The organism is Limnohabitans sp. (assembly GCF_040400975.1).
Taxonomy (GTDB): Bacteria; Pseudomonadota; Gammaproteobacteria; order Burkholderiales; family Burkholderiaceae_C; genus Limnohabitans_A.
Genome location: NZ_JBBAPF010000018.1, coordinates 54,331 through 68,637 on the forward strand (window position 1 = coordinate 54,331; position 14,307 = coordinate 68,637).

Annotated in this window: 7 protein-coding genes and 2 pseudogenes; 3 read left to right on the top strand and 6 right to left on the bottom strand. The window is 59.9% G+C overall.

Translation table 11 applies throughout. From position 1 onward, the window contains the following. Positions 1-3: 3 nt before the first annotated feature. From purL to ABWQ00_RS11305, 4 genes are all read right to left on the bottom strand, one after another. On the bottom strand, positions 4-3,990 hold the full coding sequence (purL, locus tag ABWQ00_RS11290) for a phosphoribosylformylglycinamidine synthase (protein WP_353238777.1): 3,987 nt from the start codon (positions 3,988-3,990) through the stop codon (positions 4-6). 194 nt (positions 3,991-4,184) lie between these two features. Beyond that, positions 4,185-5,528 (bottom strand): NAD(P)H-dependent oxidoreductase, encoded by a 1,344-nt coding sequence (locus tag ABWQ00_RS11295; protein ID WP_353238778.1) that lies wholly within the window; start codon positions 5,526-5,528, stop codon positions 4,185-4,187. Beyond that, the gene (locus tag ABWQ00_RS11300) at positions 5,525-6,397 is read right to left on the bottom strand and encodes a phytanoyl-CoA dioxygenase family protein (RefSeq protein ID WP_353238779.1); all 873 of its coding nucleotides are present in this window, start codon (positions 6,395-6,397) and stop codon (positions 5,525-5,527) included. The genes ABWQ00_RS11295 and ABWQ00_RS11300 overlap by 4 nt, the downstream gene beginning before the upstream one ends. Further along, positions 6,394-7,080 carry a GntR family transcriptional regulator gene (locus ABWQ00_RS11305; RefSeq protein WP_353238780.1) on the bottom strand — a complete coding sequence of 229 codons (687 nt, stop codon included), beginning with the start codon at positions 7,078-7,080 and terminating at the stop codon, positions 6,394-6,396. Before ABWQ00_RS11305 ends, ABWQ00_RS11300 begins: the two co-directional genes overlap by 4 nt. 26 nt (positions 7,081-7,106) lie before the next feature. Here ABWQ00_RS11305 and map point away from each other — a divergent pair, with 26 nt between their 5' ends. The 3 genes and pseudogenes from map (at position 7,107) to ABWQ00_RS11320 (ending at position 11,271) form a co-directional block, all read left to right on the top strand. Continuing rightward, entirely contained in the window at positions 7,107-8,054 is a 948-nt protein-coding gene (gene map / locus ABWQ00_RS11310; RefSeq protein ID WP_353238781.1) for a type I methionyl aminopeptidase, read from the top strand. Position 8,055: 1 nt separating this feature from the next. Then, positions 8,056-10,695: pseudogene (locus tag ABWQ00_RS11315) on the top strand ([protein-PII] uridylyltransferase). Positions 10,696-10,704: 9 nt separating this feature from the next. Next, the gene (locus tag ABWQ00_RS11320) at positions 10,705-11,271 is read left to right on the top strand and encodes a flavin reductase family protein (RefSeq protein ID WP_353238782.1); all 567 of its coding nucleotides are present in this window, start codon (positions 10,705-10,707) and stop codon (positions 11,269-11,271) included. A gap of 51 nt (positions 11,272-11,322) precedes the next feature. Here ABWQ00_RS11320 and ABWQ00_RS11325 read toward each other — a convergent pair whose 3' ends face one another. Both ABWQ00_RS11325 and ABWQ00_RS11330 read right to left on the bottom strand, forming a co-directional pair. Beyond that, positions 11,323-13,692 (bottom strand): YgiQ family radical SAM protein, encoded by a 2,370-nt coding sequence (locus ABWQ00_RS11325; protein ID WP_353238783.1) that lies wholly within the window; start codon positions 13,690-13,692, stop codon positions 11,323-11,325. 67 nt (positions 13,693-13,759) lie between these two features. Then, positions 13,760-14,307, bottom strand: a pseudogene (locus tag ABWQ00_RS11330) (Orn/Lys/Arg family decarboxylase); the annotation flags it as partial.

Below are 14,307 nucleotides of genomic sequence, written 5' to 3' on the forward strand. Positions count from 1 at the left end.
GGGTCACCCCACCCACCTGCGGGCGTTTTGCCAAACGCGCAACCACGGGCTGGTGGCCGAAATGTCACCGCTGGTCCAGCTCATCTGCACATTGCGGAAAACCCGCTCGGGGTGCGGCATCATGGCCGTGAAACGTCCGTCGGCCGTGGTCACGGCCGTGAGGCCCCCTGCACTGCCGTTGGGGTTGAAGGGGTACTCCTCAGTGGCCTGACCGTGGTAGTCCACAAAGCGCATCGCACCAATCACCTGCGTCGCATGGCCCCGATGCTTGAAGTTGGCAAAGCCTTCGCCGTGCGCCACGGCAATGGGCAAGCGGCTGCCGGCCATACCCTGCAAAAACAGGCTGGGCGATTCCAACACCTCAACCATCGACAGACGCGCTTCAAAGCGCTCGCTCTGGTTGGTGGTGAAACGGGGCCAAGCTTCGGCACCCGGGATGATGTCGGCCAGTTCGGCAAACATCTGGCAGCCATTGCACACGCCCAGCCCGAAGGTGTCGGTGCGGCCAAAAAAGCCCTTGAACTGCTCAGCCAAAGCCGGGTTGAAAGTGATGCTGCGTGCCCAACCGATGCCCGCGCCCAGCGTGTCGCCGTAGCTGAAACCGCCGCAAGCGACCAAGCCTTTGAAATCGGCCAGCTTGGCGCGGCCCGATTGCAGGTCGGTCATGTGCACGTCGTGCGACTCAAAACCGGCTTTGTGGAAGGCGTAGGCCATTTCCACATGCGAGTTAACGCCCTGCTCGCGCAAGATGGCCACTTTGGGGCGGGACAAATTCAGGAACGGCGCGGCCACATTGTCAGTCGGGTCAAAGCTCAGGGCCACATGCATGCCGGGATCGTCAACACGGCCAGCAGCGGCGTGCTCGGCATCGGCGCAAACGGGGTTGTCGCGTTGCTGGCAAATATTCCAGCTCACGCTGTCCCAGACCTGATGCAGGTCTTCCAGCTTGGCGGCAAACACCTCTTGGGTGTCGCGCCACACACTCAGTTCGCCCACGCCTTTTTGGATGGTTGATTGCACGGGACGGGTCTTGCCAATGACGTGCGTGTGCTTGGACAAGCCAAAATCGCGCAGGGTTTGCAACACCGCGTTGCGCTGGGACGTGCGCACCTGCAGCACCACGCCCAGCTCTTCGTTGAACAGCGCTTTAAGGGTGAGTTCTTCGCGGCGAGCGCTGACCTGACCCGCCCAGTTCTTGGCGTCTCCGTGGTCGGCGCGGCTGTCGGTGATGCCATCGCCTTCGGTGACCAGCATGTCCACATTGAGCGCAACGCCCACATGGCCCGCAAAGGCCATTTCGGCCACAGTGGCCAACAAGCCGCCATCGCTGCGGTCGTGGTAGGCCAGGATCTGCCCCTTGGCGCGCAAGGCATTGATGGCTTTGACCAAATTGACCAGCGCCTGAGGTTCTTCGAGATCAGGCACGCTGTCGCCAAACTGCGCCAGCACTTGGCCCAGCACGCTGCCGCCCATGCGGTTTTGGCCTTGGCCCAGGTCGATCAACAACAAGCTGGTGTCAGCCTCTTGAGCATCCAGCTGCGGCGTCAAGGTGCCACGCACGTCACTCAAGCTGGCAAAGGCAGTGACGATCAAACTAACGGGTGAGGTGACCTTGTGGGTTTGGCCATCAGATTGCCACTGCGTCCGCATCGACAAACTGTCCTTGCCTACGGGGATCGAGATGCCCAACGCCGGGCACAGTTCCATGCCCACGGCTTTGACGGTTTCGTACAGCGCGGCGTCTTCGCCCGGCTCACCACAAGCGGCCATCCAGTTGGCCGACAGCTTGACGCGGGGCAACTCGATGGGTGCAGCCAGCAAATTGGTGATGGCTTCGGCCACGGCCATGCGGCCGGAGGCTGCAGCGTTGAGCGAGGCCAGCGGTGTGCGCTCGCCCATGCTCATGGCTTCACCGGCAAAGCCTTGGTAGTCGGCCAAAGTCACGGCCACATCGGCCACAGGCACTTGCCAGGGTCCGACCATCTGGTCGCGGTGCGTCAGACCGCCCACGGCGCGGTCACCAATGGTGATGAGAAAACGCTTGGACGCCACCGTGGGGTGGCTCAGCACGTCGATCACGGCTTTTTGGACCGATACACCGGTCAGGTCCATGGTGGGTGACTGACGCAACACGGACTTCACATCACGGTGCATCTTCGGCGGCTTGCCCAGCAGCACGTCCATGGGCATATCAACGGGCGACGCTTGCCCCTTGTCTTCCAATACCAATTGGCGCTCGTCGGTCGCCACACCGATCACCGCAAACGGACAACGCTCGCGTTCGCAAAAAGCAGTGAACTGCGCCAAAGACTCTGGCGCAATCGCCAAAACATAGCGCTCCTGGCTCTCGTTGGACCAGATTTCTTTGGGCGACAAACCGGATTCTTCGAGCGGGACGGCGCGCAAATCGAATCGCGCACCCCGACCTGCGTCGTGGCTCAACTCGGGGAAGGCGTTGGACAAACCGCCCGCACCTACATCGTGAATGGCCAGGATCGGGTTGGCCGCGCCTTGCGCCCAGCAATGGTTGATGACCTCTTGCGCCCGGCGCTCAATCTCGGGGTTGCCGCGCTGCACCGAGTCAAAGTCGAGGTTGGCAGCGTTGGTGCCGGTGGCCATGGAACTGGCCGCGCTGCCGCCCATACCAATGCGCATACCCGGTCCACCCAACTGAATCAGCAAGCTGCCCGCAGGAAATTCAATCTTGGTCGTCTGGCTGGCGTCGATCTGCCCCAAACCGCCTGCGATCATGATGGGCTTGTGGTAAGCACGCACCACGCCGTCCACGGTTTGTTCGTATTCACGGAAATAGCCCAGCAAGTTGGGGCGGCCAAACTCGTTGTTGAAAGCCGCACCGCCCAGGGGTCCTTCGGTCATGATTTGCAAAGGGCTGGCGATGTGCTCAGGCTTACCGCCCGGTTGGTCTGACAGACCGCCCCAAAGTTTGGACACGGTGAAACCGCTCAAACCCGCCTTGGGCTTGGAGCCACGGCCGGTCGCGCCCTCGTCGCGGATCTCGCCGCCCGCGCCGGTTGAAGCGCCTGGGAAAGGCGAAATTGCGGTCGGGTGGTTGTGGGTCTCGACCTTCATGAGCACATGGTGCAAGGCCTGTTCGCTTTGGTAAGCCGCGCCCTGCCCTGAAGGTCTGGCAACAAAACGCTCCACAGTGTGTCCTTCCATCACCGAGGCGTTGTCCGAATACGCCACTACGGTGTGCTGCGGGCTGAGCTGGTGCGTGTTGCGGATCATGCCGAACAGGCTCTTGGGCTGGGCCACGCCGTCGATGGTGAACTCGGCGTTGAAAATCTTGTGGCGGCAGTGCTCACTGTTGGCCTGCGCGAACATCATCAACTCCACATCGGTGGGGTTGCGCTGCAAACCCGTGAAGGCTTTGACCAAGTAGTCGATTTCGTCTTCGGCGAGGGCCAATCCCCAGGTTTTATTGGCGAGTTCCAATGCTGCACGCCCGCCGCCGAGCACGTCCACATGGTCCATGGGCGCGGGTTCGAGCCCGGTGAACAAGGCAACAGCCTCGTCGCGGCTGGACATGGCCGATTCGGTCATCCGGTCGTGCAACACAGCAGCCACTTGGCTCAGTTGCTCCGCAGTTAATTTGGCCACGCCCAAAAAGCCTGACTTCATCACCAAGCGGTATTCGGTCAGGCGCTCGACGCGGCGAACCTCAAAACCGCAGTTGTGGGCGATGTCGGTGGCCTTGGACGCCCAAGGTGACACGGTGCCCAAGCGGGGGCTGACCCAAATCACGGGACCGTCCGCCGGTCCAGCATAGGGCTCGCCATAAGCCAAGAGTGCGAAAAGTGTCTGTTGTTGGGCTTCGGCCAAAGGGGCGGTCGTGGCGACCAGGTGGACAAAACGGGCTGAAATGCCCTGAATTTGCGAAGAAATGGCGGCCAATCGTGGCAAAAGCTGGGCAATACGAAAGTCGCTGAGGGCGCTGGCGCCTTCAAAAGTCGTGATGTGCAGGGACACGGGGTGGCCTTGTAAAGAGACAGAAAACCGTCATTCCGGGGCCGCTGACTGGGGCTGACCGGCAGAGGCGGTATTTTAACGGGGGAAACCCTGATCTGGAGGCGAGAGGGACAGGTGTGGGGCTGTCTTTTTCAAGAAAAAAAACCGTGCAGCATCAGCAGCACGGCCTTTTTCATCAGACTGATCAGCATCGATCAACCCAGAACTGAAGTGGACTCCATTTCGCGACGGATTTTATAGGCGTGGGTGCTGGTGTCCATCGCCACGTCATCCCATGTCAGGCTTTGGCCTTTGGCCACAGGGCGAACGACCTTGACACCGTGCGCCAAGCCCAGCGGAACACCGCCCATGCGCTTGGAAGTGGCGGCTGGCAACAATTTGCCCCAGACGGTGTAACCGCCCTCGCCGTCCAACATGTCGCCGGGCTTCAAGTCGCGCTTGGCGGTGGCCACCACATCGGCGTTCCAGCCGATGGCCACGCCCGTGGGTTCGTTGCGCAGGGCAACGCTCGCCACGCTCACGCCCACTTCGAGGCCAATCAAATGCCAGCGTTTGTAGAGGGTGAAGTAGCGGCCAGACGGATCGGTGTGGGCGTTGTACTCTTCAAAGCAGTTCTTGATGTAGTCGGTCTCGGCCTCGACCGTGACCCACACGCCCATGCGGATGTCGTAGGGAATTTTTCGGCCATCGGTCTCCAGGCTCGAGATCACCTCGACCATGCCTTTGCGTTCCAACACGCCGCCTTCCGAGATCGGGCGGGTGACATACGGAATGTCTTCCACGCTGGCCGGCGGGTAGAGCAAACCGTTGCTGGGCACGCCCAAACCGGTGGCGTTGGACACCGCCGTGCTTTCGATCGAGGGCTTGGAGCCGTCCAAAAAGCTGTTGAACATTTTGGGGTTGAGGCCCCCGCGCTCGGCTTGCTCGGGTGTGAGGCCGTAATAGCCCCACACGGTTTCGGGCGTGGATTCGCAAAAGTGCGGCAGCCACTTGTGGCCCCGGCCTGCGGCCACCACCGGAAATCCGCAGGTGCGGGCCCAGTCCACCAAGTCGCATATGAGCGCGGGCTGGTCGCCAAAGGCAAGCGAATACACCACGCCCGCCGTTTGCGCACGGGTGGCGAGCAAGGGGCCGCAAAAGGCGTCGGCTTCCACCGTCACATTGACCACATGCTTGCGGTGTGCAAAGGCTTCCAGAATGTGGTCGACCGCGTGCAGGGGTGAGCCGGTGCATTCCACGACCACATCCACCGCCGGGTGGCGCACCAGGCTCTGCCAGTCGTCGCCCACATGCGTGGTGCCGTGTTGAATGGCCTCGTCCAGGCTGCTGGCCGACAGGCGCTCGGCCGCCCAGCCCACACGGGCAAGGTTGGCTCTGGCACCACTGGGCGACAAATCGGCAATGCCCACCAAGTGCACACCGGGTGTGCGTGGAATCTGCGCCAAGTACATGGAGCCGAATTTGCCCGCGCCAATCAGGCCGATGCGGATGGGGCGGTTTTCTGCTGCACGTTGCAGGAGTTTGGCATGCAGGTTCATGCGGCTTCTTTCAGTTTTTCGAGTGAGGTTTGCAAAGCGCTTTCGGGCATGCCGTTTTTCCAAGGCAAGTCCACCGGATAGGTCTTGACCAAGCAGTCGTCGGGCAGGCAGCTGATGGGCGTGAAGTCGCGGTGCGCGATGTATTCGGGGCGTTTGTGGCGTCGTATGTGGTTGGACACAGCGCACAGACTCAAATAGACACTCACCCGATTCCAAGGTGAAAGGTTGCTTGTGGAGGCATGAACCAAGCAGCTGTGAAACAGAATCATCGAGCCAGCTGGCCCGGTGGGGCTGACAATGCCGCCATCCTTGTCGCCAGCACGTTGCACCAATTGACGAATCAGGTCGTTGTCCACTGTCCACAGGGGGTAACTGGTGGTCGACAGGTCGTGTTTCGCTTCAACCACCCCCTTTTTGTGGCTGCCCGGAATGAACATCAGCGGACCGTTGAAGGGGTTCACGTCGTCCAAAAAAATCGCCACGTTCATGGCCCGTTCGGTGGGCATCATGTCGTCGTTCAGCCATGTGCCGTAGTCTTGGTGCCACTGCCACACATCGCCCTCAAAAGCCATCTTGCCGTTGATCTTGAACTGGTGCATGTACAGCGCTTCGCCAAAGAGGTCTTGCACAGGCTCGATCATGCGGGGATGGCGAGCCAATTTGGCAAAGGGCTCGCTGTACATGTGCGCCGCAAAGTTGGTGCGCACGGCATCGCTGCCTTTTTCGCGCACGTTGTAGGCTTCGCGACGGCTGTACAACTCGGGCACCGCATCGGTGAGATTTTTGGTTTCTTCGGGTGTGAACAGACCGGGGAAAAACAAATAACCCTCACGGTCAAATTGTTCCAATTGTTCGGGTGTCAGTCTCATGCTTGTGCTCCTGTTTTGAGGTTTTGAATTTGCTCTGAAAGTCGAGCCGTGAGTTGCACGCTGGCCTGTTGGGTGTGTTCTTGCACCAGGCGAACTGCCTCATCGGCGTCGCCAGCCGCAATGGCGTTCGCAATCGCGTCGTGTTCGTCCCAAACGGTTTGCCGCTGGTGGGATGACTGCAGCACCGCGCCCATCACACGCTTCAGGTGGTGCCAGTGCAGATCAATGCTTTGCGCGATGAGAGGATTGCCTGAGGCTTGGTAAATGGCGCGGTGAAAGGCCAAATCGGCTTGGATCATGGCCTGGACATCACGCGTTTGGTGGACCCCTCGGCCTTGTTGCATGAGCTCCGGGTCGATCTTTGCGCCCCGCTCGGTCGCCAAACGCACTGCCAGAGCATCCAGGCTGCCACGTACTTGGTACACCTGGGCAATCCAATGCACATCCAGTTGGGTGACCTGAACACCTCGGCCCGGAGCGTCTTCGACAAAGCCGTCCTTTTTGAGCAGGCGCAGGGCTTGCAAGACAGGTTGCCTCGACACCGAGAAACCCGCTGCGAGCTCTTCTTGGTTCAAACGGGTTCCGGGCTGCAGACTGCCTTCGCTGATGGCGTCCAGCAAACGGGCATAGACCTGCTCCACCAAATCGGGGGCTGTGGCCAGTTGGATGGTCTTCTGTGTCATGTCTGTATACAGAATACACATTCAGCATGCAGGGCGTTACAGGGTTAACCCACACAGCCCTGAAGTACCACTCAAGGGTCCTTGTGGGTTCAAAAAAGCCAAAGGGGTCTTGTCAAGTCGCCCAAGAGAGGATTGCACGCCAATGGGATAATCTCAACATGAGTATCACCATCAAAAGCAAGGAAGACGCTGCGGCCATGCGGATCGCCGGTCGTCTGGCCTCTGAAGTTTTGGACTTCATCACGCCCTTAGTCAAGCCTGGTGTCACCACCAATGAACTCGACCAACTGTGTCACGACTACATCGTGAACGTTCAAAAGGCCATTCCGGCCCCTTTGAACTACGCACCTGGCGGCTACAAGCCCTACCCGAAATCCATTTGCACCTCGGTCAACCACCAAGTCTGCCACGGCATTCCGAACGACAAGCCTCTCAAAAAAGGGGACTCGTTGAACATCGACATCACTGTGATCAAAGACGGCTGGCACGGTGACACCAGCCGCATGTTCATGGTGGGCGAAGGCTCAATCGCTGCCAAACGCTTGGCCGCCCTCACCTACGACGCCATGTGGAAAGGCATTGAGCAGGTCAAGCCCGGTGCCCATTTGGGCGACATCGGTCATGCCATCCAGAAGTTTGCCGAAGGACACGGCTTTTCTGTGGTGCGCGAGTTTTGCGGACACGGCATCGGCCAGGTGTTCCATGAAGAACCTCAGGTGTTGCACTACGGCAAGCCCGGCACGCTCACCCAACTGGTGGCAGGCATGGTCTTCACCATTGAACCCATGATCAACGCCGGCAAACGCGACATCAAGGAAATGGGTGACGGCTGGACCATCATCACCAAAGACCACTCTTTGTCGGCCCAATGGGAGCACACCGTGCTCGTCACCGAAACCGGCTACGAGGTGTTGACCGTGTCTGCGGGTTCACCCGCAGTACCCGGTTTTGTGTCTGGCACGGTCAGCGCCTGACATGGCCAACCAAGCTCCGTTGGCCGATCTCGCCACGCTGCGCGACACGTACAAGCACGACAAAGCTGCTGTCTTATCGAGCTTGGCGAGCAGTGGGTACGCCGCCCGGGGCCTCAAGCAAACCTTGCGTCAGTTGTCCATCTTGGCCGATGGTTTGCTCATTCAGTTGTGGCAAAACGCCGGTTTTTCTCCTGATCTCTGTTTGGTGGCCGTGGGCGGCTTTGGCCGCGCCGAATTGTTTCCCCACTCGGATGTCGATGTCTTGGTGCTGTTGCCCAACGGCCAATCGCCCGAGCACACGCCTGAATTGCAAGCGCAGTTGGAGCGCTTTATTGGGAGCTGCTGGGACACAGGTCTGGACATCGGCTCCAGCGTGCGCACCTTGGGTGAATGCCTGGCAGAAGCCGCCAAAGACATCACAGTACAAACCTCTTTGTTGGAATCGCGCCGTGTCACAGGCAACACCCGGTTGTTTGGCGATTTCCAGCAACAGTTCCAAGCGGCCATAGACCCGCAGGCTTTCCTGGTGGCCAAGACGCTCGAGATGCGCCAGCGCCACACCAAGTTTGAAAATACCCCCTACGCCCTCGAACCCAACTGCAAAGAATCTCCCGGGGGCCTGCGCGACCTGCAAGTGATCTTGTGGGTAGCCCGCGCTGCAGGGCTCGGCCACAGCTGGGAGGAGTTGGCCCGCAAAGGATTGGCCACCCCGCTTGAGGCACGACAGATCAAGCGCAATGAAGCCTTGTTGGGCTTGATCCGTGCGCGCTTGCACCTGCAAGCCAAGCGCCGCGAAGACCGACTGGTGTTTGACCTGCAAACCAGCGTGGCCGAGACCTTTGGCTTCAGCTCGGACGTGACCCCTGAAGGCCGCTTGGCTTTGCGCGCCAGTGAAAAGCTGATGCGCCAGTATTACTGGGCAGCCAAAGCAGTCACCCAACTCAACCAAATCCTGCTGCTCAACATCGAAGACCGCCTGAAAACAGAGCGTGGTGAAAGCATTGACCATTTCCGGCCTTTGAACGAACGGTTTTTTGAAAAAGCCGGGCTGATCGAAGTGGCCAGTGACGATCTGTACCAAAAGCACCCGCACGCCATCCTCGAGACCTTTTTGCTCTACCAGGCCACACCCGGCCTCAAAGGCTTGTCGGCCAGAACACTGCGTGCGCTGTACAACGTGCGCTCGGTCATGAACGGGCGGTTTCGGGCAGACCCGGTCAACCGGCAGACGTTTTTACAGATCCTGCAGCAACCCCAAGGCATCACCCACGCGCTGCGCCTGATGAACGACACCTCGGTGCTGGGACGCTATTTGTGGGTGTTTCGGCGCATCGTGGGCCAAATGCAGCACGACCTGTTTCATGCGTACACGGTGGACCAACACATCTTGATGGTGCTGCGCAATGTGCGGCGCTTTTTCATGGCCGAACACACCCATGAGTACCCCCTGTGCTCTCAGCTGGCCAGCGACTGGGACAAGCCTTGGATCTTGTATGCGGCCGCCTTGTTCCACGACATCGCCAAAGGCCGTGGCGGTGACCACTCCAAGCTCGGCTGCACCGAGGTGCGCACTTTTTGCAGGCAGCACAGCATCGACAAAGAAGACGCCAAGCTGGTGGAGTTTTTGGTCAGCGAACACCTGACCATGAGCCACGTGGCCCAAAAAGAAGACTTGGGCAACCCGGAGGTCATTGCCCGCTTTGCGCAATGCGTGGGCGACGAGCGGCATCTGACGGCGCTGTATTTGTTGACCGTGGCCGACATCCGCGGCACCAGCCCCAAGGTGTGGAACCCCTGGAAGGGCAAGTTGCTGGAAGACCTGTACAAAGCCACTTTGCGCGTGCTGGGCGGCAGCGCCCCGGACGCCAACACTGAAGTGCAGGCCCGCAAACGTGAAGCCCTGATCGAATTGGCCCGCCAAGCGCAGCCGCACGAGGGCCACAAAGCCCTGTGGGACACCCTGGACGTGAGCTACTTCATGCGCCACGATGCCTCCGACATCGCTTGACATGCCCGGCAACTCTCGCGCCATGTGGCCCTGCCCGAGGCCTCGCCCAGTCGCGCTATCGTGCGGGCCCGCCCTTCACCGGTGGGTGAAGGCCTGCAAGTTTTGGTTTTCACGCCAGATCAACCCGACTTGTTTGCCCGCATCTGTGGCCACTTTGACCAGTCGGGTTTCAGCATTCTGGATGCGCGTGTGCACACGACCCGCACCGGCTGGGCGCTAGACACCTTCCAAATCGTCACGCCCATGTTGCACGAGCATTACCGTGAACTCATGACCATGGTCGAATCGGGATTGACACAAGCCCTGAATCAACAAGGCCCCTTGCCTTCGCCTTCGCGCGGCCGTGTATCCCGTCGGGTGAAAAGCTTTCCGGTCACGCCACGTGTCAGCCTCAGTCCTGATGACAAAGCGCAAAAATGGCTGCTCAGCATTTCAGCCAGCGACCGCATTGGCCTGCTTTACAGCATTGCCATGGTGCTGGCACGACACGGCATTCAGCTGCACCTGGCCAAGATCAGCACCTTGGGCGAACGGGTCGAGGACAACTTCCTCATCAGCGGCCCAGAGTTACAACACAATCGGGCACAAATACAAATCGAAACCGAGTTGCTGCAAGCCTTGCAGCCCTCTTGAATGACCTCCATGAACCTGCCTTTGCCCAAGACCTCTCACGTGCCAAGCACCGACCCCTACGCATCAGACCGCGACTCGCCACCGGGTCGCCCCGAAAACACGGGTGATTACAAAAAAGCCTTGGCCTGTTTTGGCACTGGTGTCACCGTCATCACGGCTCACCACGAATGGCAAGACGTGGGCATGACCTGCAACTCTTTCAGCTCTGTGTCGCTCAACCCCGCCATGGTGTTGTGGAGCATCCGAAAAGCCGCCGGCAGTCTGATCGCTTTCACAGAATCAAATGGTTTCATGGTCAACGTGCTGGCCCACGACCAGCAAGCCCTGGCCATGCAATTTGCCACCGGCAACATGACCGACCGTTTCTTGGGTGTGCCCTCAGAGCGTCACCACAGCGACCGCCTGCGGCTGGCGGGCATCTCGGCTTGGTTTGACTGCGATTTGCACCAACTGGTGGACGCAGGCGATCACCTGATCGTGCTGGGCAAGGTGCGCGACTACGGGTGGAATAACACCCCCGCATTGGCCTACAGTGCGAGCCAGTTTGGGGTGTTCAGCGCCCTGCCAGCGGCTTGATTGGGGGCGCTCGGCTGAGTCTCACGCAGAAGCATCAGACCCAGACCATCCTCAGCTCTTGCGGCGCGGCGGCAAGCCCGTGTGCTGGGTCAGCAGCTGGCCTTTTTTAGGTTGCGCTGGACGTTTGGCAGTGGACAAAGACACCGACGACTTGGCTCCCGCACCCGTGCTGTTTTTACGACGGGCACTTTGGTAGCCTTCTTCGGCCAGCGGCTGCCAGTTCGGAATCAGGTGGTGTTTGCCGTTGCCAATCAAATCCGCCCGACCCATGGCCTTGAGGGCTTCGCGCAGCAGGGGCCAGTTGTTGGCGTCGTGGTAGCGCAAAAACGCTTTGTGCAGGCGGCGGCGTTTGTCGCCTTTGACAATGTCCACTTTTTCGCTGTCGCGGGTGATTTTGCGCAGCGGGTTGCGGGTGGAGTGGTACATGGCCGTGGCTGTGGCCATGGGACTGGGGTAGAAGGTCTGAACCTGGTCGGCCCTGAAACCGTTCTTTTTGAGCCAGACGGCCAGGTTCATCATGTCTTCGTCGCTGGTGCCCGGGTGGGCCGCGATGAAGTAAGGGATGAGGAACTGCTTTTTACCGGCCTCTTCGCTGTACTTGTCAAACATCTGTTTGAACTTGTCGTAGCTGCCAATGCCCGGCTTCATCATCTTGGACAGCGGACCGCCCTCGGTGTGCTCAGGCGCAATCTTCAGGTAGCCGCCCACATGGTACTGCACCAGCTCTTTCACATACTCGGGCGACTGCACGGCCAAGTCGTAACGCAGACCGGAGCCGATCAAGATCTTCTTGATGCCCTTCAGGTTGCGCGCCCGGCGGTACATGTTGATGAGCGGACCATGGTCGGTGGTCAGGTTTGGGCAGATGCCGGGGAACACGCAACTGGGTTTGCGGCAGGCCGATTCGATTTCGGGGCTCTTGCAGCCCAAACGGTACATGTTGGCCGTGGGGCCGCCCAGGTCAGAGATGACGCCGGTAAAGCCTTTGACCTTGTCGCGGATGTCTTCGACCTCGCGGATGACCGAGTCTTCTGAACGGCTTTGGATGATGCGGCCTTCATGCTCGGTGATGGAACAAAAAGTGCAGCCACCAAAGCAGCCGCGCATGATGTTCACGCTGAAGCGGATCATTTCCCACGCGGGGATTTTGGTCGCGTGGTCGTGGCTGCCGTTTTCGTCGGCATAGCGCGGATGTGGGCTACGTGCATAGGGCAGGTCAAACACCAAGTCCATCTCGGCCGTGGTGAGCGGGATGGGGGGCGGCGTGATCCACACGTCACGCGCGGTCGTGCCCTCCCCGTGGGCTTGCACCAGGCAGCGGGCGTTGCCGGGGTTGGTCTCGAGGTGCAGCACACGGTTGGCGTGGGCATACAAGACCGCATCCGACTTGACCTGCTCGTAGCTGGGCAGGCGGATCACGCTTTTGTCGCGGGGCGGGACTTTGTGGGTGCCTTTGCCACGCAAAGCAGGGTTGGGCACAAAGTTGAGCGGCTGGATGGTGGCTTGCACGGTGCGGGCCTGCGCCACGGCTGCCGACAGGTCGGCTTCGACGTTTTTGGCGTTGTGGCCTTCGGCCACTTCTTTGGCTTCATCTTCACGGGCGCAAGTGGCGCCCTGCTCCCGAGCCTGGTCGGAAATCATCAAATACGGATTGATGTGTGCTTCCACATGGCCGGGCGTGTCCACGCTGGTGGAGTCGATTTCGAACCAGCCATCAGGCGTTTCGCGCCGAACAAAAGCGGTGCCGCGAACATCGGTGATCTGCTGCACAGGCTCTCGGACGGCCAGGCGGTGGGCGATCTCCACAATCGCCCGCTCGGCATTGCCATACAACAGCAAATCGCACTTGCTGTCCACCACGACCGAGCGGCGCACTTTGTCAGACCAATAGTCGTAATGGGCGATGCGGCGCAAGCTGCCTTCGATGCCGCCCAACACGATGGGCGTATCTGGAAAGGCTTCACGACACCGTTGGCTGTAGACGATGGCGGCGCGGTCGGGCCGCTTGCCACCCACATCGCCCGGGGTGTAGGCATCATCGGTTCGGATTTTGCGGTCCGCCGTGTAGCGGTTGATCATGGAGTCCATGTTGCCGCTGGTCACGCCCCAAAACAGATTGGGTTTTCCCAAAGCCTTGAAGGCCTCGGCGCTGGTCCAGTCGGGCTGGGCGATGATGCCCACCCGAAACCCCTGGTTTTCCAGCATGCGGCCGATCACGGCCATGCCAAAACTGGGGTGGTCCACATAGGCATCGCCTGTGACAAGAACGATGTCACAGCTGTCCCAGCCCAGTTGCGTCATTTCGGCGCGGCTCATCGGCAAAAACGGGGCCGTGCCAAAGCGCTGCGCCCAGAACTTGCGGTAACTGGTCAGCGGTTTGGCGTCACGCGGAAAAAAAGAGACGTCGACAAAAGCGTTCATGGGCAGGGCTATGAGGATTGCCCACTAGTGTAGGGGCTCGCAGTTAGACCTGTGGTCTGGGTGGGAATCAGGCCATGACGCAATCGGCGTAGTAGCGCTTCTTACCGTCATCGTCCGTGATTTCGACCAGACCATGGATGTCCGTCTCAAAGCCTGGGCACTTCTCGTTGAACTCGCGGGCGAACTTGAGGTAATCCACGATCTTCTTGTTGAAAACCTCACCGGGAATCAACAGCGGGATACCCGGTGGGTAAGGCGTGACCAAGCCTACGGTGATCCGGCCTTCCAAGTGGTCGATCTCGACCCGCTCGGTTTTGCGCTGGGCAATGTGGGCATAGGCATCGGATGGGCGCATGGCGGGGGCGAGGTCCGACAAATACATGTCGGTGGTCAGGATGGCGATGTCGTACTTGGCATACATCTCGTGCACGTGCTGTCACAAATCGCGCAGACCCATGCGCTCGTAGCGGGGGTGCTTCTGACAGAACTCCGGCATGATTTTCCACATCGGCTGGTTCTTGGCGTACTCGTCCTTGAACTGCTGCAATGCGGTGAGCAAGGTGTTCCAGCGGCCCTTGGTGATGCCGATGGTGAACATGATGAAGAAGCTGTAGA